Origin of the sequence: Pantoea sp. NSTU24 (assembly GCF_050157905.1) — a bacterium.
Classification (GTDB): Bacteria; Pseudomonadota; Gammaproteobacteria; order Enterobacterales; family Enterobacteriaceae; genus Pantoea.
Map to the genome: position 1 here is coordinate 2999900 of NZ_JBKIWZ010000001.1, position 22048 is coordinate 3021947.

Below are 22048 nucleotides of genomic sequence, written 5' to 3' on the forward strand. Positions count from 1 at the left end.
AAATTTTTCAAATAGTTCTTTTTGGAAACTTTGCTTTTAGCGGCACAGATCGCATTTTCTCTGTCGCCCTCACGCTGAAGAGCGCCTGCTGCCCGTAAGCTGTAACCCCGGACCAGCACGCACCTGACCGGGCCTGTACCGGGGCGCGGTTGATCCTGACTACTGCAAAGCCTGTCGGGTTCTCAGGCCACTGCCTGGAATACGATAAAGAATTAATGCGAGACAGATCTAAAACCCATCATTCCACAATTCATTATTAATGAAATAAATGTTTTCTTTAACCCCCATGCCCTTTCCCTTCCTGGAGTCATTACATGGCTATCGATCCCACCCGTTTCTGCATCAATCGTAAAATTGCACCCCGGCTTTCACTGGAGGCTTTTTTCCAGCTGGTTCAACGTCTGGGGCTGAGTAAAGTTGAATTGCGCAATGACATGCCGGGCGGCAGCGTCACTGATGACCTCAGCGTTGACCAGCTACGGGCGCTGACTGACAGATATCAGATTGATATCGTGACCATCAATGCGCTCTATCCGTTTAACCGTATTGATAACGATCTGCTTGAGCGCGCGGAGGCGCTGCTTCGGACAGCACAGCAGACTGGCGCCAGGGCGCTGGTGATGTGTCCGCTGAACGAGGGTGTCGCTCTCTCTCCTCAGCAGACCCAGGCGGCGATGCAGCAACTGGCACCGCGCTTTGCGCATTACGGCATTCAGGGACTGGTAGAGCCGCTGGGTTTTCCTGTCAGCTCGCTTCGTTCAGGCGCAGAGACGCAGCAACTTATCGCGGCGGCAGGCGTGCCCTTTAAACTGCTGCTGGACACCTTCCATCATCATCTCTCTGAGGAGGCCGGACAGCCGTTTCCAGCGGGCATCGACGTGGAACAGATTGGGCTGGTGCATCTGTCTGGCGTAGAAGATCAACGTCCGACCGCCGAACTCACTGATGAGGAGCGCATCATGCTGAGTGACAAGGATGTGCTGAAGAGTGTGGAGCAGGTCAGACGCCTGGAGAAGCTGGGCTATAAAGGCACCTACGCCTTTGAGCCTTTCTCCAGCCAGCTTAACAGCTGGACCCCGGCAGAGACTGAGCGCCAGATCCGCCACAGTATTGAACTGTTGCAGGCCTGACGACGGCATTATGCAGGTTGCAGGCGGGGATCGAATGCAATGGAGTCACCGCCCTGCCCGCTGCTCGTCTGAAACGTCATCTGCCGCCTGCAACGCCTGACGCCGCTGCAGGCGCAGCGTGCAGAAAAACGCAACACAGACCAGCAGAGCCGTCAGCAGATAGACGCGGGAAACCCCGGCGTATGTCATGATGAACCCGGCCAGCGGGCCGGTAATGCCCAGCGAGAGATCCATAAAGGCGGTATAGGTTGCCAGCGCGCTGCCCTGGTTCTGCTGGGGCATCACTTTTACGGCGACCACCCCCAGCGCCGGAAACACCAGCGAAAATCCGGCCCCGGTCAGAAAGGCACCCGCTTTGGCCATCCAGGGCTCGCCTGCTGCGGCGACCAGCAACAGCCCGGCCGCTTCAACGGCCAGACAAACGCTGGCGACCCGCAGACCGCCGTGGCGATTAATGGCATTCGGGAACAGCAGGCGCGCCCCAACGAAAGCACCGCTGAACAGAGACAGGGCAAAGGCAGCGCCTTCCCAGCCTCTCTCCTGATAGAACAGCGTGATAAAGGTGGCGATGACGCCAAATCCGGCCGAGCCCATCGCCAGAATGGCGCCAAAACCGGCGACTTTTCCCAGTACCGCCCGAAACGGCAGCGGTCTGGCCCGGCTCGCTTTCACCGCCGGGCGCGGCACCGCGCAGGCGATCCCCACGACACAGATAGCGACAATCACCAGCGACAGCCACAGCAATCCACCCGCCCGGAATATCATTACGCCGAGCGGCGCGCCTATCGCCATCGCACCATAGGTGACAATGCCGTTCCAGGAGATGACGCGGCCGATATGCAGCGAGCCGACCCGCGCCACGCCCCACAGTGAGGTGCCGGTGCCGGTAAAACTCTGGCCGACACCCAGAATCAGCCTGCCCAGACAGAGCAGCGTCAGGCTTACCAGCGGTGAAGCGATCAGCGCCGCCAGCAGAATACACAGACCACTGATGAGGCACCCCACCAGTCCCGTCACCACCACTTTTTTGGGCCCCCAGAGATCGGCATAGCGTCCGGCATGCGGCCGGCTCAGCAGCGTCGCCACATACTGCAGGCTGATCACCAGCCCGGCCCAGAACGCACTGAAGCCCAGTTGCTCATGAACCCATCCCGGCAACACCGCCAGCGGCAGGCCGATGGTGAGATAACTGACAAAGTTGTAGGCTACGATAGAGAGGATCAGCAGAGAGATGCTCAGGCTTCCGGCTGGCGTATTCGGTTCCGCTGCAGGCTGTTCAGGCATGTGTCCTCACGCGCATAGTTGGCTGAATGATAAGGTTTATCTTTTCACTATACCTGCTTTCATGACCGGTGCATCAGAATGGCCCGGCAACCGGGTGGCTGGCTCTGCCCTGTCAGGCCGCCGTCAGTCAGATAAAACGTCCTGCCAGTGCGGCCGCAACCGCAGAATAGAGTGGTACTGATTAGCCAGCCATTCTGCCGTTGCGATTTACCGTTTCTCTGATAAATCAGCTTGTTAATTTTCTTTCAGCTAAACTGGTAACAGCCAATTGACGTCACGGGAGAGGGCATGAGCGAGCTGCAACGGGAAAAGATCGGGCAAAATATTCTGATTAAACTGGCGATGCTGGTCATTATCCTCGCCGGTATCCGGGCTGCATCCGATATTCTGGTCCCGCTTCTGCTGGCGGCTTTCTTTGCCATCGTCCTCAATCCGCTGGTCACAATGCTGATGCGACGCGGCTTTCGGCGCGGACTGGCAATCGGGCTGGTGATCACGGTGATTTTCTGCCTGATCGTCCTGCTGGGCGCGGTTATCGCCAGCTCGATGAGCGAGTTTTCCAATCTCTATCCGCAGCTGCGCGCCACCATGGAGCAGAAAATGACGGTGCTGCAACATCTGGCGGCGGGCTTTCATATCAATATTTCCACCAATGCGCTGGTTCAGCATTTCGACCCGAATACCATGATGAACCTGGCCAGAGCGGCGCTGAGCGGTTTTTCCGGCGCAATGACTAACACCGTCCTGCTGGTGCTGACCGTGGTCTTTATGCTGTTTGAGGTCCACCATCTGCCTTACAAAATGCGTAACGCACTGGTGAACCCGAAAATCCGCATCGCCGGGCTGCATAAGGCGCTGAAAGGGGTTACTCACTATCTGGCGCTGAAAACCCTGGTGAGTCTGATTACCGGGCTTTCGGTCTGGCTGACGCTCTTTCTGCTGGATGTGAAATTCGCGCTGTTGTGGGCCGTCGTGGCGTTTATCCTCAACTTTATTCCCAACATTGGCCCGATTATCGCCGGGATTCCGCCTTTCCTGCAGGCGCTGCTGCTGAACAGCCTGTTCGATGCAGCGATGGTGGCGGCGCTGTTTACCGCAATCCACATGGTGTTCGGTAACATGCTGGAACCACGCCTGATGGGACGGGGTCTTGGCCTGTCGACGCTGGTGGTGTTCCTGTCGCTGGTATTCTGGGGCTGGCTGCTGGGCCCGGTCGGCATGCTGCTCTCGGTGCCGCTCACCAGCATCACGAAAATCCTGATGGAAACCACACCGGGTGGCAGCCGTCTGGCGATTATGCTGGGCACCGGCAGACCGAAACGAGCCCGTGGATTAACCAAGTAGCTGTTGCTGAACGTGCTGCAGATGACGCGCCATCGCCTGGCGGGCTGCGGGTTCATCGCCCGCGATAATCGCCTGAGCTATCTGCTGATGATCGGCATTCATCTTCTGCGCAACGCTGTTATCAGCAAAATGGCGTTCCAGTCGCTGCACATGCGGGCTGTGGCGGCGGTTCCACAACTGCTCCAGCATCTCACGCAGCACATCGTTACCGCTCATCTCGCTGATTAACAGGTGAAAGCGTTTATCCTGCGTCAGAAAAGCCGCATCGTTCTCATTGTGCTGCTGCAGTTCTTCGGACAGCGCCAGCAATGCTGTCCGCTGCGCATCAGTGCCATGACGTGCCGCCAGGCCCGCCAGCATTGCCTCAAACGTTTCACGCGCCTGCAGAAGGTCCTGCAGACTACAGGTTTCACTCTCCTGTGGCGTGGCGCGCTGCGGCAGCGGCTGTGCAACAAAGACGCCGGTGCCGGTGCGGATGTCGACCCAGCCTGTCATCTCCAGTGCAATCAGTGCCTCACGCACTGACGAGCGGCTGACGCCCAGCTGCCTGGCCAGCTCGCGTTCCGGCGGCAACAGCCCTCCCGCCACAAAGTCGCCGCGCGCAATACCGTCCATGATGGCGTTAGCAATCTGGCGATAGAGACGCTCAGTTTTTATTACCGTCAGGGTCATTAGCTTCTCCTTTATTGCGCGTAACGCCGGTTACGGCCGCTACAGTTTGTCACGCTGAGATCCGGATCACGGCCCGGTTTTGCCCGCTATCATACTCTTGGTCCAGCGGCCTGACCACTGGGCCACATCACAGTTAAGGAGTGAAGATGGAACATACATGGCGATGGTACGGCCCGAACGACCCGGTTTCACTGGATGATGCGCGTCAGGCAGGCGCAACCGGTATCGTAACGGCGCTGCACCATATTCCTAATGGCGAAATCTGGCCGGTTGAGGAGATTAAAGCGCGTCAGGCATTACTGGCGAAAAAAGGGCTGGTCTGGTCGGTGGTGGAGAGCATTCCGGTTCACGAAGCGATCAAAACGCAGCGTGGAGACTACCTTCGCTATATCGCTAATTATCAGCAATCGCTACGGAATCTGGCCGCCTGCGGAATTGATACCGTCTGCTACAACTTTATGCCGGTGCTGGACTGGACGCGCACGGATCTCGCCTGGACGCTACCGGATGGTGCGAAAGCGCTGCGCTTTGACGCCGACGCGTTCGCTGCCTTTGAGCTTTACCTGCTCAGGCGGCCGGGTGCAGAACAGGATTACAGCACCACTGAGCAGCAGGCTGCCGCTCAGCGCTTCGCCGCGATGAGCGATGAGGAAAAGAATACGCTGGTCCGCAACATTATCGCCGGGCTGCCAGGCGCCGAAGAGGGTTACACCCTGGAGCAGTTCCAGACCCAACTGGCGCAGTATGACGGCATTGATAAAGCAAAACTGCGCGAACATCTGGCCACCTTCCTGCGTGCCATCGTACCGGTCGCGGAAGAAACGGGCATCCGGCTGGCGGTGCATCCGGACGATCCACCGCGCCCTATTCTGGGCCTGCCGCGCATTATCTCTACTCAGGAAGATATGCAGTGGCTGAAGGAGACGGTAGACAGCCTGCATAACGGTTTCTGTTTCTGCACCGGCTCCTATGGCGTCCGGGCCGACAACGCGCTGGTTGAGATGGCAGAGACCTATGCGGACCGCATTAACTTCGTTCACCTGCGCGCCACAAAACGCGAGGAGAATCCGGCCAGTTTCCATGAAGCGGCCCATCTGGCGGGTGACGTCGATATGGTCGGCGTGATTAAAGTGATTCTGGCGGAAGAGCAGCGTCGTCGCCGGGCCGGCCAGCACAGGGCGATCCCGATGCGTCCTGACCATGGTCATCAGATGCTGGACGACCTGCATAAGCGCACCAATCCGGGCTACTCTGCCATCGGCCGCCTGAAAGGGCTGGCTGAGCTGCGCGGCGTTGAAGTGGCACTTAAACAGATCTTTTTTTCCGACCAGGTATAACGCGCTCTTCTGGCCCGCCTGCTGGCGGGCCAGAGTTTTGCTATCCGCTGTGACGAAGGCCGCTTTTTACCCTGAATGTTAACTCTCTTTGCCCACTTTAATACCTCACACCAACCCCGGTAAAACAACCTGTCAATAAATGCAAAATCTGGTCGATAATTGACATGAGTCAGTTTCATGATTAGTAAAAACGCTAATCTGCACCGCCCGGAGAAATGCTATGCTGCGTAACTGATTAGCCCCTCCCCATGAGACTAATAATTATTCCGAGGAGTTAATGGTGTCGCGACTCAAAAATAAAAAGGACTCCGCCAGGCTGATTATTATTATTGCCGGTCTGTTACCACTGATCATTGGCATTTTCTTTACGGGTATCGACGCGCGGCATACCGTCCAGCAGCAGCAAATTAACGCGGCCAGCACCCTGCTATCGCAGGCCGAAAGAATGAGTGACAGCGCCTGGGATATGGTGACAGAACTCCGCCAGTTTCAGCATCAGCCCTGTCAGAAAATTGCAGGCCAGCTTCAGCGAATCGGTGCCCTGAATGCGTATTTCCGCACCATTGGTAAAATGGAACAGGGTAAAATCGCCTGCTCATCAGCGTTTGGCTCAACGCCAGGCGAATTAAAAGAGATGATCATGCGCGATCCGCCAGTCACGGGTAAAGCCTGGTGGAGTCTCTCCATTGCCGGAACATCAGGTGTACCAGACCGCCCGGCTGTCATTTTTATGCGGCAGCTGCCTGATGGCGAAGGCTTCTGGTCCGTTATTGACGGTCAGTATCTGATTGATTTTATGCGTGCTATCAGCAGCACGCATCTCTATTATTTCCGCATGGTGTTCAGCGACGGTGCGCCTGTCTCATTTGGTAATCCGCAAATCGCCGCATCCGGCTGGTTTGAACCGATGGTTTATCAGGCGTCGTCCAGCCGTTATCCCATTTCGGTGACGCTGGTTGCTCCGCCAGCTGAGCTGATCGCGGCCTGGCGTCAGGTCATTTTTATTATCATGCCTATGGCCGCTATTTTCTCGGTTGTGCTGATGCTCCTGGTGGCAAACTGGCTGCAACGACGTCTGTCATGGCGCGATGAAATCCGGCGGGCCATTACCAGCGGTCAGTTCAGAGCACATTATCAGCCGGTTTATGATAACCAGCTGCAATGCTGCAGCGGCGCAGAAGTGCTGTTGCGATGGATAACACCCGACGGCAACGTCGTACGGCCTGATATTTTTATCGGGGCAGCAGAAGCCGAAGGCATGATTGTGCCGCTGACCCGCCATCTGCTCGATCTGGTCGTAAAGGATGTGCAAAGCTGGCAGGTCGCGCCCCGTTTTCATCTGGCCATTAATGTCGCGGCAGATCATCTGCAGCATCCCGAATTTGTCAGCGATATGCTGCACTTTGCCGAGCGGGTAAAGCACAAGCAGTTTCTGATTACGCTGGAACTGACCGAACGCAGTCTGATTCGGGAGGGCCATGAGGTCGCGCGCAAACTGGATCGACTACGGGGTTATGGCATGAAGGTGGCCATTGATGATTTTGGGACCGGTCACTGTTCACTGAGCTACCTGCAAACCTTTACGCTGGATTATCTCAAGATTGATCGCGGCTTTATCAATGCCATTGAATCCCTTGAAGGCAGGACCCCGGTGCTGGACGCGATTATCCAGCTCAGCCATCAGCTGGAACTGAAAGTACTGGGTGAAGGTGTTGAAAACGCATTGCAGTTCCACTATCTGCAACGGCGCGGGGTTGTCTATATTCAGGGCTACTACTATGCCCGCCCGATGGGTAATGCGGCACTTATCGCCTGGCTGACAGAGCAGGGTATGCAGCCTGTTGAGGACGCGTCCACCCTTCAGACGTTGCAGGAGATCAGCGCCTGAATGCAGACGACGCGAGCCTCGCAGGTGACACAGCCGATATCCACGCGGTGTTCAGGCTTTCCGCCTGCGCTGCCGGGTTTCCTGATCGGCCTGGTCAGACCGAAAAGGCTATTCGCTATCGGTTTCGGCTGTCATCGCCTCTTCTTAAACCTGATTCGCTGAAAAAACCAGCATTCGTCACGCAGCGTGATAATTTTTGTGCGTCGCTAAACAGCGTAAATCCGCACGCTTAATGGCCATCTCTGGCTCAAACATGACAGATATCACACAAAAACGGTATACTCTGTCGCTGTTCGGGATGATTACAACAGTAATTATTGTGTCAGCGAACACCTGAATAGCGCTTATTTACGGCTATGCTTAAATTTCTCAACGCAGCGGTCTGACTGCTTCAACCCGGCTCGCGCCGTTGAGAACTTTCGTGTTCCATTACAGGGTAATTCTATGAAATTGCGTAGGAAGCGTGTAAAACCAATGGGGATCAATGATGTTACTATCATTGATGATGCCCGTTTACGTAAAGCCATCACCGCAGCCTCTCTGGGTAACGCGATGGAGTGGTTCGACTTTGGTGTTTATGGCTTTGTTGCCTATGCGCTGGGTAAGGTCTTCTTCCCCGACGCGTCACCGGGTGTTCAGATGATTGCAGCACTGGGGACCTTCTCTGTGCCCTTCCTCATCCGTCCGCTGGGTGGTCTGTTTTTCGGTATGCTGGGCGACAAATATGGTCGCCAGAAAATTCTCTCTATTACCATTATCATCATGTCGGTCAGTACGTTCTGTATCGGCCTGATCCCCTCTTATGCGTCTATCGGCATCTGGGCGCCGATTCTGCTGCTGCTTGCCAAGATGGCGCAGGGCTTTTCCGTAGGCGGTGAGTACACCGGTGCCTCGATCTTTGTGGCCGAGTATTCGCCGGACCGCAAACGTGGCTTTATGGGAAGCTGGCTCGACTTTGGTTCCATCGCGGGCTTCGTGCTGGGCGCAGGCCTGGTTGTGCTGATCTCCTCAATTATCGGCGAAGAGAACTTCCTTGAGTGGGGCTGGCGTCTGCCGTTCTTCGTGGCGCTGCCGCTGGGGATTATTGGCCTTTACCTGCGTCATGCGCTGGAAGAGACGCCTGCCTTCCAGCAGCACGTCGATAAACTGGAACAGGGCGACCGTGAAGGCCTGCAGGATGGCCCGAAAGTCTCCTTTAAAGAGATTGCGACCAAACACTGGCGTAGCCTGCTCTCCTGTATCGGTCTGGTTATCGCCACTAACGTCACTTACTACATGTTGCTGACGTACATGCCGAGCTACCTCTCCCATAATCTGCACTACAGCGAAGATCATGGTGTGATGATCATCATCGCCATCATGATCGGTATGCTGTTTGTTCAGCCGATGATCGGCATGATGAGTGACCGTTTTGGCCGTCGTCCCTTTGTCATTATCGGCAGTCTCGCCCTGATGATCTTCTCGATTCCCGCTTTCATGATGATCAACAGCGGCGTACTGGGTATGATTTTTGGTGGTCTGCTGCTGATGGCGGTGATCCTCAACGCCTTTACCGGCGTGATGGCCTCTTCCCTGCCAGCGATGTTCCCGACGCACATCCGCTACAGTGCGCTGGCCAGTGCGTTTAACATTTCGGTGCTGGTTGCCGGTCTGACGCCAACCCTGGCGGCCTGGCTGGTCGAAACGACGAACAACCTCTACATGCCTGCCTACTATCTGATGGTGGTGGCCGTGATTGGTCTGATTACCGGTCTGTTCATGAAAGAGACGGCGAACAAGCCACTGAAAGGCGCGACACCGGCGGCCTCTGACATGGAAGAAGCACGCGAAATTCTGCAGGAGCATCACGATAACATCGAGAACAAAATCGAAGATATCGACGCAGAGATCGCCCGTCTGGAAGCGAAACGTAAAAACCTGGTGCAGCAGCATCCGGATATCAACGAGTAATCGTTATGCTCTCCTGCCGCCCGGCGGGAGAGCTCCTTTCCCCGCGCATTACCGCACACAAACCTTCATGCTGCACGGATAATGAGAGTAAACTGTCGTTACTTTTTTCACCTGTGTAAGAATGAAAATGTCTGATTATTCCCTTATCCAGCGCCCAAGAAGATTGCGCGCCAGCGCCTCGATGCGTGAAATGTTTCAGGAGTCCTCGCTGAGCCTGAACGATCTGGCTCTGCCCATCTTTGTTGAAGAAGAAGTCGACGATTACAAACCCATTCAGGCGATGCCTGGCGTGATGCGTATTCCGGAAAAGCGTCTCGCCTATGAGATCGAGCGTATCGCTAAAGCAGGTATCCGTTCGGTAATGACCTTTGGTATTTCGCACCATACTGATGCTACCGGCAGCGATGCCTGGAATGAAAACGGTCTGGTGGCACGCATGTCCCGCATCTGTAAGGACACTGTGCCGGAAATGATCGTGATGTCCGACACCTGTTTCTGTGAATACACCAGCCACGGCCACTGCGGCGTGCTGTGCGATCACGGCGTCGATAACGATGCAACCCTGGCTAACCTGGGCAAGCAGGCAGTCGTCGCAGCCGCAGCCGGTGCCGATTTTATCGCCCCCTCGGCTGCGATGGACGGTCAGGTTGAAGCGATTCGTCGGGCACTGGACGCAGCGGGCTTTACTCAGACGGCGATCATGTCCTACTCCACTAAGTTCGCCTCTTCGTTCTATGGTCCGTTCCGTGAAGCCGCCGGCACTGCGCTGAAAGGCGACCGTAAAACCTACCAGATGAACCCGATGAACCGCCGGGAAGCGATCCGTGAATCCCTGCTCGACGCGGCACAGGGCGCCGATTCGCTGATGGTGAAACCAGCAGGCGCCTATCTGGATATCCTGCGCGACATCCGTGAGCGTACCGAACTGCCGCTGGCGGCTTATCAGGTGAGTGGCGAATACGCGATGATTAAATTTGCGGCCCAGGCGGGTGCTATTGATGAGCGTAACGTGGTGCTGGAAAGCCTCGGTGCGATCAAACGTGCCGGTGCAGACCTCATTTTCAGCTATTTCGCCCTTGATCTCGCAGAACAAAAAGTGCTCTGATCCCCTCCTCATAAAGAGCGTGGTCGCTATGCCGCGCTCTTCTTCTCCGCCGTAAGGCAAACACCAGAACCTGGCTTCAGTTCAGACAAAAGGTCTCTGTGATGAAAGCACCTGGAATTCCTGCCGACGAGGCACAACGTTTATCGCAGTTGCGTGCGCTGAACATCATGAACACCCCAGCGGAAGAGCGTTTTGATCGCCTGACACGTTTGGCGCGTCGTCTGTTTGACGTTCCTGTCGCGTTAGTCAGCCTGCTGGAAGCTGATCACCAGTGGTTTAAATCCGCCCAGGGCTATGAAGCCGCCGGATCGCCACGCAGTATCTCGCTATGCGGTCACGCCATCCTGCAGGATGAGATCATGATCGTTGAGGATACGCACAACGATGCACGGTTTCACGATAACCCGCTGGTCACAGGCGAGCCGCACATCCGCTTTTATGCGGGCTGTCCGCTGCGCGCACCTGGCGGTGCCAAAATGGGTACGCTCTGCATTATCGGTCGTGAGCCGCGTCAGTTTAATGAAGAGGATCAGGCCACCCTGCGTGACCTGGCGGCGATGGCCGAAGCAGAGCTGGTCGCCTTTCAGACCGCCACCTGTGATGAACTGACGCAGATTACCAATCGTCGCGGCTTTATGACGCTGGGACAGATGGTGCTGAATGAGTGCCGGATGAAAAACCGGCCTGCCTGTCTGACCTTTCTTGATCTTGATAAATTCAAACAAATCAATGACACGCTTGGCCATCGCGAAGGCGACCGCGCGCTGATGGACTTTGCTGATGCCATGAAAGTGGTGTTTAAGCACTCCGATCTGTTTGCCCGTCTGGGTGGCGATGAGTTTGTCGTGCTGCTGAATGGCCGTAGCCAGGCGCAGAGCGAAGTCCTGTTAGCGCAGTTTGCCCGCTATCTGCATCAGCAGTCGATCAGCCTGAATCGCCGCTATCACCTGCAATTCTCTTCCGGCGTCGTGGCGTTTGACGCGGCCCATCCGCAATCACTGGAGCAGCTGCTGCACGACAGTGATAAGCAGATGTACCTGAGCAAAAAGCAGAAACAGGTCACAATATAAGGTCGGTCACCGCCGTGCCCGCGGGATCAGGGGCGCGCCAAATCGTCGATCAGCGCCTGATTAAATTTCGCCGGTTCTTCCATCTGTGGCGCGTGTCCCAAACCGGGAAATTCGATGAGTCGCGAACCGGGAATGCGTTGTGCCGCCGCTTTACCCAGTACCGCATAATCACCCAGTCGCGCTTTGACTTCCGGCGAGGCGATATCACTGCCGATGGCGGTGGTATCGGCGGTGCCAATCATCAGCGTTGTGGGCACCTTAAGCTCTCCCAGCTCATAAAATACGGGCTGCGTAAAAATCAGGTCGTAGAGTAAAGCGGAGTTCCAGGCCACTTTCAGGTGTCCGGGCCCGCTATTCAGACCAGCCAGCATATCGACCCAGCGATCATATTCAGGCTTCCAGCGTCCGGCATAGTAGGTCTGCTGTTCATATTTCCTGATGCCTGCTGCGCTGACCCTGAGCTCGCGCTGATACCACTGATCGACAGAGCGCCACGGTGCGCCCCGGGCTTTCCAGTCCTCCAGCCCAATCGGATTAACCAGCACCAGCTTCTGCGTCTGTTCCGGATACATCAGGGCATAGCGGATTGCCAGCATCCCGCCCGTAGAGTGGCCAATCATTACCGCCTGTTTGACCTCCAGCCGTGCAAGCAGCTGATGGGTATTGGCGGCCAGCTGCTGGAAACTGTACTGGTAACGGTCGGGCTTGGTTGAGCTGCAGAAACCAATCTGGTCGGGCGCGATCACGCGATACCCCTGCTGGCTCAGCGCCTGAATCGTCTCTTCCCAGGTCGCGCCGCAGAAGTTTTTGCCATGCATCAACACCACCGTTTTGCCGTTGGCCTGGTGCGCCGGTCTGACATCCATATAGCCCATGCTCAGCGACTGCTGCTGAGACTGAAAACTGAAATGGTGCAGCGGCCAGGGCCAGGTAAAGCCTTCAAGCTGTTCACCATACACCGGCGTGACACTGGCTAAGGCCTGCGCAGATAAAGCCAGTGAGGTGAGCAAAGCGGCAAGCGATTTTTTTAACACATGAGTCGGGCTCATCCGATGTTCTTCCGGTTGAAAGTAAACCCTAAGCCTGGCATATCACCATCCGAAGTCGATTAATGCGCCGTGCGATAGCAGCAGAGAGGGCTGAAAAGGCGGCTCCGATTTATCATTAAGCGACAGCCTGTCGCCCGTTAATCACTTGCCTCCAACCATCAACACATTAATTACAATTCACCCCTTTTTATTAAAAACAGATCGTCAAATGAATATCCGTGGAAATAAAAATTCAAATGCTGAAAAATCTTTACGCAAAGAATAAGCACATTAAGATAAAAAATTCATTATTGCCTGACCTGAAACAGGGAGGCTCTATGACTCACGATAAATATAATGAAAGTGTAATTATCTCTCTCACCGAGTGGATTAATAACAATCTTGATCAGCGCTTAAGCGTGAATGATATTGCGGAAAAGGCAGGCTACTCAAAATGGTATTTGCAAAAACTTTTTACCCGTTATCACAATGAAACGCTGGCGCACTATATCCGCAGAAGAAAACTCAATGCCAGCGTCAATGACTTAAAGAACAGTGGCGCACCGATCATTACTCTGGCGCTGAAATACCATTTTGAGAGTCAGCAATCCTTTACCCGCTCTTTCAGACAGATTATGGGCTGCACGCCCAGCGCCTGCCGGAAGCGTCAGCTGCGCGACGACGCGAAGCAACAGCCGGGCGATGCGGATAACCTCTGTGCGCAGTGCAGTTACGGACAACACGACAGCAGAGAGCCGGTGTTAATCTCTCCATACGGCACTGCACAGACAGGAGCGCTTCACGACGCCGGATAATCAGGGCTCATTCGGCTGATAATATTGCACACCAATCTGAATACGCTCACGCCCCTGGCTGATACGATGACGATTGGTGTCGCGCAGTGAATAGACACAGCCGCAATACTCCTGCTGATAGAAGCTTTCGCGCTTACTGATCTCAATCATGCGCGCCGAACCGCCGCCTTTACGCCAGTTAAACTCCCAGTAAAGCAGATCCGGATAGGCTGCCGCGGCACGCACACCGCAACTGTTGATCTGCTTCATATCTTTCCAGCGCGAAATCCCTAAACAACTGGTCATGACCGGAAAGCCATTCTCATGCGCATAGAGAGCCGTGCGCTCAAAGCGCATATCAAAGCACATGGTGCAGCGCTCGCCCCGTTCCGGTGACCACTCTAACCCGCGCGCGCGCTCAAACCAGTTATCCCGGTCGTAGTCAGCATCCACAAAGGGCACGCCATACTTTTCGGCAAAGCGGATGTTCTCCTCTTTGCGAAGTTCATACTCTTTAAGCGGATGGATGTTCGGGTTGTAAAAGTAAATCGTGTAATCAATGCCGGAGGCCAGCATCGCTTCCATCACTTCGCCCGAACAGGGCGCGCAACAGGAGTGCAGCAGGACTTTATTATGACCACCCGGCAGAGGTAATGGCTGACGCTGGAAAGGTTCAGACATAAGCACCTTCAATCAATGGCAGAAAAGCGGCAGTGTAATGCTACAGGCGGAGAGTTGCAAAAACTGACCTGACGGGCCCTGTTTTGCGTAATCGTGCCGCCAGCCCGTTTTCCCGCCGCTGTGTCATCCCGCTGATCTCCGGCCTTTTCTTTTCCTCATCTCCTTTCTGCGACAGGAGGATGCGCAGAAGTGTGATCGGTGCCACACCAGCATCGGCTATGTTTACATAACGTTAACAATATTGACATTACATCGATGCAGGGAGATTCAGTATGGGAGTAGCAAAGCGATCGGGACATCAGCAGAACCGGTTTACCTGGTTCGTCTGTTTTATGGCGGCGCTGTCCGGCCTGCTGTTTGGCCTGGATATCGGCGTGATTGCCGGTGCCCTGCCATTTCTGGCGAAGGATTTGCAAATCACCAATCATCAGCAGGAGTGGGTGGTCAGCGCGATGATGTTTGGTGCCGCGCTGGGCGCGCTGGCCGCGGGCTGGATGTCGTCAAAGCTGGGACGCAAAAAGAGTATGCTGGCGGGTGCGACGCTGTTTGTCATCGGTTCGCTGTGGTCGGCCTTTTCCCCCGATGTTACCTCGCTGGTCTGCGCCCGCGTGATGCTGGGTCTGGCTGTAGGGATCGCCTCTTATACCGCCCCGCTCTACCTGGCGGAGATCGCGCCGGAACGGATTCGTGGCTCAATGATTTCGATGTATCAGCTGATGCTGACAACCGGGATTGTCGTGGCTTACCTCTCTGACACCGCCTTCAGCTATAGCGGCAACTGGCGCGCCATGCTGGGCATTATCGCTATCCCGGCAGTAATCCTGTTTATCGGTGTGCTGTTTCTGCCGAACAGCCCGCGCTGGCTGGCTGCGCACGGACGCTTCAATGAGGCACAGCGGGTACTGGATCGCCTGCGTAACAGTAGCGAACAGGCCCGCGAAGAGCTGGAAGAGATTCGCGAGAGTCTGCAGGTGAAGCAGCGCGGCTGGTCACTGTTCCGCTCGAACGGCAACTTCCGCCGCGCGGTATGGCTGGGAATGCTGCTGCAGGTGATGCAGCAGTTTACCGGCATGAATGTGGTGATGTACTACGCCCCTAAGATCTTCAACATTGCCGGTTTCTCCAGCACCAGCGAACAGATGTGGGGCACGGTGGTTGTCGGGCTGGTCAACATGCTGGCCACGCTGATTGCTATCTTCTTTGTGGATCGCTGGGGCCGCAAACCGATGCTGACAACCAGTTTTCTGGTCATGGCGATCGGGATGGGGGCGCTGGGCACGCTGTTGCACGTCGGCGTTGAAACGGATTTCCGCAAATACTTCGCCGTTGCGATGCTGCTGATGTTTATTGTTGGCTTTGCGATGGCGGCCGGGCCGGTGATCTGGCTGCTCTGCTCAGAGATTCAGCCGCTGAAAGGGCGTGATTTCGGTATCACCGCCTCCACCACCACCAACTGGGTCGGCAATATGATTGTGGGTGCCACCTTTCTGACGCTGCTGGATCAGCTGGGTAATGCCAATACCTTCTGGTTCTACGGCGCGCTTAATCTGGTGTTTATCCTGCTGACGCTGATGCTGGTGCCCGAAACGAAACATGTAACGCTGGAGCACATCGAACGCAACCTGATGAAGGGCAAGGCGCTGCGTGATATCGGGGCGTAACCGCCCCGCGTCAGCTTACCATTGCAGCGTCTGACCAGCGTAGTCGACGTAGTGATGGCCGCCACGCCCCTGCCAGTGAGAGAGCTGCTGAACAATGCCAGCGGCGCTCTCTTCAGCGGTCAGGGAGGCACTTTCTCCTCCCATGTCCGTTTTTACCCAGCCGGGATGCAGCGTCAGCAGCGTCCCGCGCTGCGCGTCTACCACGCCGGTCAGCGTACGGCTCAGCATATTCAGCGCGGCTTTACTGGCCGCATAGATCGGCATCTGCGCTGCAGGATTTTCGTTCAGGCTGCCGAGCTGCGAGGAGGTAATCGCCAGCACACCTTCCGGCTGCAGCAGCGGCAGCAGCATCTCTGCACTGCGAACCGGCGCAATCGTATTGGTCAGGAAAAGCTGTGTCAGCGCCTGATCGTCACTCTGTGACAGTGTCTGATGCGCAGGGCCGCTGATACCGGCGTTGATCAGAATCGCCGCAAAGCGTTTCTCATGCAGCTGGTCGGCAAGCTGCTGCACCGCCGCCGCGTCGGTCATATCCAGCGCATGCCACCAGATACCAGGCTGGTTACCCTGCGCCGGAATGCCGCTGCGGTGCGTGGCGGTGACCTGCCAGCCCTGCCCGGCAAACGCCAGTGCAACGGCCAGACCGATGCCGCGCGATGCGCCAATAATCAGAACCTCTTTTTGCTGAGCCATATTCACTCCTGGTTGATTGTCTCATGACAAGCTTAACGGCAAATCTGCTCAGGCCATGGCGAGGTGTGCGGTCGGGCGGAAGAATCGCTTGTGCGCAGCGAGAGCGTTATCCGTCTCTGGTTGATCACCGGCAGGCAGGAACCCTGAAACGCCTTAACCCGGCGTGTTCCGGCTTTCCGCATCGGGGCTGTCGCCCTTTTCACTGCCCTGACTCTTCTCGACTTCCTGAGGATGGCCCATTGAGAGCGCGGTGGCACTGGCGGGATCGAACAGCGAAAGGCTTTCAATCTGGTCAACCATAATCACTTTACGGAACGACATGGCATCCTTGGGCGTGGAGTCAAGCGTGATGTTGTGCTCGGCGTACCATTTACTGTAGTTATGCTCTACCGCCAGCTTCAGCGTCTTACTGTCGCGATAGCCGCTCAGCATCGGGATCAGCACAATGTTTTTGGTGCTCTCATATTCAAAGGTCGAGGCATGCACCATGCCGATGTAGATACGGCGCGACTTCAGGGTAATCCATGCCAGCTCCCCCTCTTCCATGCACTGAAACAGCAGCTGCTCTACACCATTAGAGCGCGACAGGCGCTGATAAAGATCTTTTCGGCCCGAGACGTTGAGCCGCGCGCTGCCCGCCCAGTTTGAGCGATAGAGGCAGAGCAGAATGGCAAAGGCGAGCATGACAACAACCGGCGCCTGGATGCCGAGAAAGCTCCAGTTCATAAATTCCACCTGCCACTTCAGGTCTACACCGGGGATCATCTGCACGGCATTGGCGATGCCGGAGACACAGAGCAGCAGTAACCAGACCAGTCCGGTCGCGAACACACCCTGCAGAACAAAGATACAGCCGTAAAGCGCCACCAGAAAGTAGACATCCCAGCCTGACGAGCGGCGGACTTTAAAACGGCTGTTTAAATCACGGCTGGTGTACCAGTAACCACTGACCATCAACACCATAAATATCGCGGTACCCACCTCATACTCCCTTTAACGTGTTCACATGGCGGGCAAAATCTTCATGGACTTCCTCGCTCAGCGTATTGACTGAGATATTGCCGTTTTCATCAACGATGATCCTTTCACCTTCTGCGATGGAGTCATTGATATCCTGACGGCTCATGATCTGCAGAAATTTCTCGGGACTGGCAAAGACCGACTTAATCAATCTGAACATTACGTTCCACCTGATAGCCTGAAAACATGAAGTATGTGACCGAATCCACACTCTCGCCTGATTAATTTCAGGTGAAATTTCTTAAAATCAATTAATTAGCGAAGCGGTAAGCGGTCAGAAGGCACCGTTTACTGCTGAAAACTTCAACGTAACCAGCAGCCTGCCGATGCATCCTCTCACTTTGCCCGCGCAGGCCTGCCGGGTTGTCTGGTCGTCTCAGCGCCAGAAAGCACTAAGCTCAGTAGTCAGCCTTTTTCTGTCACCCTGTCTGAAACGCATCGAGGAATGTTTGCATGAAACTACGAACACTGGGCCGTACCGGTCAGCGCGTCTCTGAAATTGGTTTTGGCGCGTGGGCCATTGGCGGCACCTGGGGAGAAGTGAGCCTGGAGGATGCCAGGGCGGCCCTCAACGCCGCGCTGGATGCGGGTGTCACGTTTATTGATACCGCCGATGTCTATGGCGATGGCCGCTCCGAAAAAATCATTGCTGAGGTGCTGAATGCGCGCGGCGGAGAACGCCCGTTTGTGGCCACCAAACTGGGCCGTCGCCTCTCGCCCCACGTCGCTCAGGGCTATACGGCAGAGAACCTCAACGCCTTTATTGACCGGTCACGGGAAAATCTGCAGACCGACACCCTGGATCTGGTGCAGCTGCACTGCCCGCCAACAGAGGTTTACTACAACCCGGATGTCTTCGCCGTCATGGATGAGATGGTGGCCGACGGGAAGATTCGTCACTACGGTGTCTCCGTTGAGAAAGTCGAGGAAGGCCTGAAGGCGCTGGAATTTCCCAACGTCTCGTCCATTCAGCTGATCTACAACATTTTCCGCCAGCGTCCGGCAGAACGGCTGCTGCGTGAAGCAAAACAACGGGATGTGGCGATCATCGCCCGCGTGCCGCTGGCGTCTGGCCTGCTGACCGGTAAGATGCGTGCCGACAGTGTCTTCGCCGCTGACGATCACCGCAGTTTTAACCGTGAGGGTGAAGCGTTCGATAAAGGCGAAACCTTCTCAGGTGTACCCTATGAGATTGCACTGGACGCGGTCGGGGAGATTCGGCAACTGGTGCCGGGTGATATCACGATGGCGATGTTTGCGCTGCGCTGGATCCTGATGAACGAGGATGTCAGCGTGGTCATCCCCGGCGCGAAAAACCGTGAGCAGGCGGAAGCCAACGCCCGTGCCAGCAGCGTGGAGGCTCTCTCTGCAGAGACGATGACCGCGCTGAAGCAGATCTATCAGGAAAAGATTGCGCCGCATGTGCATCAGCGCTGGTAAGTCTGCTTACAACGCCTGGGCGCAGGCCCAGGCGGAACTCCAGGCCCACTGGAAGTTATAGCCGCCCAGCCAGCCGGTGACATCGGCGACTTCACCGATAAAGTAGAGGCCCGGCACCCCGCGCGCTTCCATCGTTTTCGAGGAGAGCTGGGTGGTATCCACGCCGCCGAGCGTCACCTCCGCCGTCCGGTAGCCCTCCGTGCCATTTGGCTGGATGCGCCAGGCATGCAGCGCCTGCGCCAGTTCACTCTGCGCTCTGCTGTTGAGCTGCTTCAGCGTGACATCCGGCACCATCTTCATCCCCTGCAACACTTCCACCAGCCGCTTCGGCAGGATCTTCGCCAGACTGTTTTTCAGGCTCAGGTTAGGGTGCGCATTGCGCTGTGCCGTTAGAAACGCCTCCAGTGGTGTGGCGGGCGACAGATCAACCGTAACGAACTCACCCGGCAGCCAGTAGCTGGAGATCTGCAACACTGCCGGGCCGGAGAGGCCGCGATGGGTGAACAACATCGCCTCTTTAAAGCGGGTGCCATCCTGCGCATCAATCGTGGTGTCCAGCGCTACGCCCGACAGCGTCTGCAGCTGCTCCAGCAGCGGTTTGTGCAGCGTAAAGGGCACCAGCGCAGCGCGCGTCGGATAGACGTTCAGGCCGAACTGCTCCGCGATTTTGTAGCCAAACGGCGAGGCGCCCAGGCCGGGCATCGACAGGCCACCACTGGCGATTACCAGCTTCTGCGCCTGAACGGTGCTGCCGTTGAGTTGCAGCGTGTAACCGCTGTCGTCGCGCGCCACGCTGAGCACCTCGCTGCGCAGCCGCAGCGTGACATTGCCGTTATTACATTCGGCCAGCAGCAGATCGACAATCTGCTGAGCAGAATCATCACAGAAGAGCTGGCCCAGGGTTTTCTCATGCCAGGCGATGCCGTGGCGATTCACCAGGTCGATAAAATCCCACTGGGTGTAACGCGCCAGCGCCGACTTACAGAAGTGGGGATTGTGCGACAGATAAGCCGCCGGTTCAGTGTAGAGATTGGTGAAGTTGCAGCGCCCCCCACCAGACATCAGAATCTTACGTCCTGGCTTTTTACCGTTATCCAGCAGCAATACGCGCAGGCCTCGCTGTCCCGCCTGAGCGGCACAGAACAGCCCTGCGGCACCGGCACCAATGATGATAACGTCAAACTGTTCCACTGCGGTTTTACTCACTTAACGGGAAAGGCGCAGATTGTAGTGGTCTGCTCACTGAGACGCCAGCGTCAAAAAATTGCCGTAAATGTGTCATATTGTATCTGACTGATATCTGACCCTTTTTCACCTGCCTGCCTGATCCTTTTACGACGAAAGGCCAAAATAGCACTATATTTTGCTTTCCCATACCGCACGTTGTCGCGGATAATGCGCCGCGTTCATGTCCTCCAAAAATGGCGTAACGTTTATGCTACATCTGTTTGCTGGTCTAGACCTCAGTACTAGCCTGTTATTGGTTCTTGCCCTGCTGTTTGTATTGTTTTACGAAGCAATCAACGGTTTTCACGACACGGCCAACGCAGTTGCGACGGTCATCTATACCCGTGCTATGCGAGCCCAGCTTGCTGTGGTCATGGCCGGTGTATTCAACTTCTTTGGCGTGCTGCTCGGTGGATTGAGCGTGGCTTACGCGATTGTTCACATGCTTCCCACCGATCTGTTGCTGAATGTAGGGTCGGCGCACGGTCTCGCCATGGTGTTCTCTATGCTGCTGGCGGCGATCATCTGGAACCTTGGCACCTGGTATCTCGGGCTGCCTGCTTCCAGTTCCCATACGCTGATTGGCGCTATCATCGGTATCGGTCTGACTAATGCTCTGATGAGCGGAACGTCGGTCGTTGATGCGCTTAACATTCCGAAAGTGCTGAATATCTTCCTCTCGCTGATCCTGTCGCCGATTGTCGGTCTGGTGCTGGCAGGTGGCCTGATCTTTATTCTGCGCCGCTACTGGAGCAGTACCAAAAAACGGGCGCGTATTCACATGACGCCTGCCGATCGCGAGAAGATCGACGGCAAGAAAAAACCCCCGTTCTGGACCCGTATCGCCCTGATTGTTTCGGCAATCGGCGTGAGTTATTCGCACGGCGCGAACGACGGTCAGAAAGGGATTGGCCTGATTATGCTGGTGCTGATCGGCGTGGCGCCTGCCGGGTTCGTGGTCAACATGAACGCCTCCGGTTATGACATCACGCGCACCCGCGATGCGGTCAATCATCTGGAGCAGTACTATCAGCAGCATAATGCGTCGCTGACGCACATCGTCCGGATGGCACCGCCTGAACTGCCAACCCCGGAAGAAGTGCCTGCGGCCAGCCCGGAAGAGTTCCACTGTGACAGTGCACGCGCGTTACAGGCGGTACAGGGTGCACAGGTGCTGCTGAACAATCTGCAAAGCTACGAGCAGCTGACCACAGACCAGCGTGGTCACATGCGTCGCCTGCTGCTGTGTATCTCTGATACCGCGGACAAAGTGGCCCGACTGCCGGAAACCTCCGCAGATGACAAGCGTTTCCTCAGTAAACTGAAGAGCGACCTGCTTGGCACCATCGAGTACGCGCCTGTCTGGATTATTGTGGCCGTTGCGCTGGCGCTGGGCACCGGTACGATGATTGGCTGGCGTCGTGTTGCCACCACCATCGGTGAGAAGATTGGTAAAAAAGGCATGACCTATGCGCAGGGGATGTCAGCGCAGGTCACCGCGGCGCTGTCGATTGGCATCGCCAGCTACACCGGTATGCCGGTTTCCACTACGCACATCCTCTCCTCTTCGGTCGCCGGAACCATGCTGGTCGACGGTGGCGGATTGCAGAGCCGGACCATCAAGAATATTGCCATGGCGTGGATCTTCACCCTGCCGGTCTGTATTCTGCTTTCCGGTTCGCTCTACTGGATTGCCCTGAAACTGGTGTAATCTCCGCGAAAAA

At 56.0% G+C, this 22048-nt stretch carries 19 protein-coding genes; 11 read left to right on the forward strand and 8 right to left on the reverse strand.

Going from position 1 to position 22048, the window contains the following annotated elements:
- The first annotated feature begins 314 nt into the window (after window positions 1–314).
- On the forward strand, window positions 315–1130 hold the full coding sequence (locus tag ACLHDD_RS14365) for a TIM barrel protein (protein ID WP_427104621.1): 816 nt from the start codon (window positions 315–317) through the stop codon (window positions 1128–1130).
- Window positions 1131–1175: 45 nt separating this feature from the next.
- Here the strand turns inward: ACLHDD_RS14365 and ACLHDD_RS14370 are convergent, their stop codons facing one another.
- On the reverse strand, window positions 1176–2414 hold the full coding sequence (locus tag ACLHDD_RS14370) for an MFS transporter (protein ID WP_427104622.1): 1239 nt from the start codon (window positions 2412–2414) through the stop codon (window positions 1176–1178).
- 288 nt (window positions 2415–2702) lie between these two features.
- Here ACLHDD_RS14370 and ACLHDD_RS14375 point away from each other — a divergent pair, with 288 nt between their 5' ends.
- Entirely contained in the window at window positions 2703–3758 is a 1056-nt protein-coding gene (locus ACLHDD_RS14375) for an AI-2E family transporter (protein ID WP_427104623.1), read from the forward strand.
- Here the strand turns inward: ACLHDD_RS14375 and ACLHDD_RS14380 are convergent.
- Window positions 3747–4430: a FadR/GntR family transcriptional regulator gene (locus tag ACLHDD_RS14380; RefSeq protein ID WP_427104624.1), complete on the reverse strand. Its 684-nt coding sequence runs from the start codon at window positions 4428–4430 to the stop codon at window positions 3747–3749. The two genes, ACLHDD_RS14375 and ACLHDD_RS14380, sit on opposite strands and share 12 nt — an antisense overlap.
- Window positions 4431–4576: 146 nt before the next feature.
- Between ACLHDD_RS14380 and uxuA the strand changes: the two genes are divergently transcribed.
- From uxuA to ACLHDD_RS14405, 5 genes are all read left to right on the forward strand, one after another.
- A complete protein-coding gene (gene uxuA / locus ACLHDD_RS14385; protein ID WP_427104625.1) occupies window positions 4577–5767 on the forward strand; it encodes a mannonate dehydratase in 1191 nt (396 codons plus the stop codon).
- A gap of 277 nt (window positions 5768–6044) precedes the next feature.
- Window positions 6045–7655: an EAL domain-containing protein gene (locus ACLHDD_RS14390; protein ID WP_427104626.1), complete on the forward strand. Its 1611-nt coding sequence runs from the start codon at window positions 6045–6047 to the stop codon at window positions 7653–7655.
- A gap of 444 nt (window positions 7656–8099) precedes the next feature.
- Window positions 8100–9605: a glycine betaine/L-proline transporter ProP gene (proP, locus tag ACLHDD_RS14395; RefSeq protein WP_427104627.1), complete on the forward strand. Its 1506-nt coding sequence runs from the start codon at window positions 8100–8102 to the stop codon at window positions 9603–9605.
- Between the two features lie 127 nt (window positions 9606–9732).
- Entirely contained in the window at window positions 9733–10710 is a 978-nt protein-coding gene (hemB, locus tag ACLHDD_RS14400) for a porphobilinogen synthase (RefSeq protein WP_427104628.1), read from the forward strand.
- A 101-nt stretch (window positions 10711–10811) separates the two neighbouring features.
- Window positions 10812–11780 carry a diguanylate cyclase gene (locus tag ACLHDD_RS14405; protein ID WP_427104629.1) on the forward strand — a complete coding sequence of 323 codons (969 nt, stop codon included), beginning with the start codon at window positions 10812–10814 and terminating at the stop codon, window positions 11778–11780.
- Between the two features lie 26 nt (window positions 11781–11806).
- Here ACLHDD_RS14405 and ACLHDD_RS14410 read toward each other — a convergent pair whose 3' ends face one another.
- The gene (locus ACLHDD_RS14410) at window positions 11807–12829 is read right to left on the reverse strand and encodes an alpha/beta fold hydrolase (RefSeq protein WP_427104630.1); all 1023 of its coding nucleotides are present in this window, start codon (window positions 12827–12829) and stop codon (window positions 11807–11809) included.
- Window positions 12830–13146: 317 nt separating this feature from the next.
- Here ACLHDD_RS14410 and ACLHDD_RS14415 point away from each other — a divergent pair, with 317 nt between their 5' ends.
- A complete protein-coding gene (locus tag ACLHDD_RS14415; protein WP_427105218.1) occupies window positions 13147–13623 on the forward strand; it encodes a helix-turn-helix domain-containing protein in 477 nt (158 codons plus the stop codon).
- On the opposite strand, the gene ACLHDD_RS14420 is transcribed toward ACLHDD_RS14415, so the two are convergent.
- Window positions 13624–14283, reverse strand: a complete 660-nt coding sequence (locus tag ACLHDD_RS14420; protein ID WP_427104631.1) for an epoxyqueuosine reductase QueH — start codon at window positions 14281–14283, stop codon at window positions 13624–13626.
- A gap of 272 nt (window positions 14284–14555) precedes the next feature.
- Here ACLHDD_RS14420 and ACLHDD_RS14425 point away from each other — a divergent pair, with 272 nt between their 5' ends.
- Window positions 14556–15944 (forward strand): sugar porter family MFS transporter, encoded by a 1389-nt coding sequence (locus tag ACLHDD_RS14425; protein ID WP_427104632.1) that lies wholly within the window; start codon window positions 14556–14558, stop codon window positions 15942–15944.
- Window positions 15945–15959: 15 nt separating this feature from the next.
- Here ACLHDD_RS14425 and ACLHDD_RS14430 read toward each other — a convergent pair whose 3' ends face one another.
- The 3 genes from ACLHDD_RS14430 to ACLHDD_RS14440 all read right to left on the reverse strand — a co-directional run bounded on the left by ACLHDD_RS14430 (window position 15960) and on the right by ACLHDD_RS14440 (window position 17817).
- The gene (locus ACLHDD_RS14430) at window positions 15960–16637 is read right to left on the reverse strand and encodes an SDR family oxidoreductase (protein WP_427104633.1); all 678 of its coding nucleotides are present in this window, start codon (window positions 16635–16637) and stop codon (window positions 15960–15962) included.
- 153 nt (window positions 16638–16790) lie between these two features.
- Entirely contained in the window at window positions 16791–17618 is an 828-nt protein-coding gene (locus ACLHDD_RS14435) for a hypothetical protein (protein WP_427104634.1), read from the reverse strand.
- 1 nt (window position 17619) lies between these two features.
- Window positions 17620–17817, reverse strand: coding sequence for a hypothetical protein (locus ACLHDD_RS14440; RefSeq protein WP_427104635.1), 198 nt, complete (start codon window positions 17815–17817; stop codon window positions 17620–17622).
- Window positions 17818–18110: 293 nt separating this feature from the next.
- Here ACLHDD_RS14440 and ACLHDD_RS14445 point away from each other — a divergent pair, with 293 nt between their 5' ends.
- Entirely contained in the window at window positions 18111–19097 is a 987-nt protein-coding gene (locus ACLHDD_RS14445) for an aldo/keto reductase (protein ID WP_427104636.1), read from the forward strand.
- A 6-nt stretch (window positions 19098–19103) separates the two neighbouring features.
- On the opposite strand, the gene ACLHDD_RS14450 is transcribed toward ACLHDD_RS14445, so the two are convergent.
- Complete coding sequence (locus tag ACLHDD_RS14450) at window positions 19104–20288, reverse strand: NAD(P)/FAD-dependent oxidoreductase (RefSeq protein ID WP_427104637.1); 1185 nt, start codon at window positions 20286–20288, stop codon at window positions 19104–19106.
- A 244-nt stretch (window positions 20289–20532) separates the two neighbouring features.
- Here ACLHDD_RS14450 and pitA point away from each other — a divergent pair, with 244 nt between their 5' ends.
- Entirely contained in the window at window positions 20533–22035 is a 1503-nt protein-coding gene (gene pitA, locus ACLHDD_RS14455; RefSeq protein WP_427105219.1) for an inorganic phosphate transporter PitA, read from the forward strand.
- Window positions 22036–22048 lie beyond the last annotated feature (13 nt).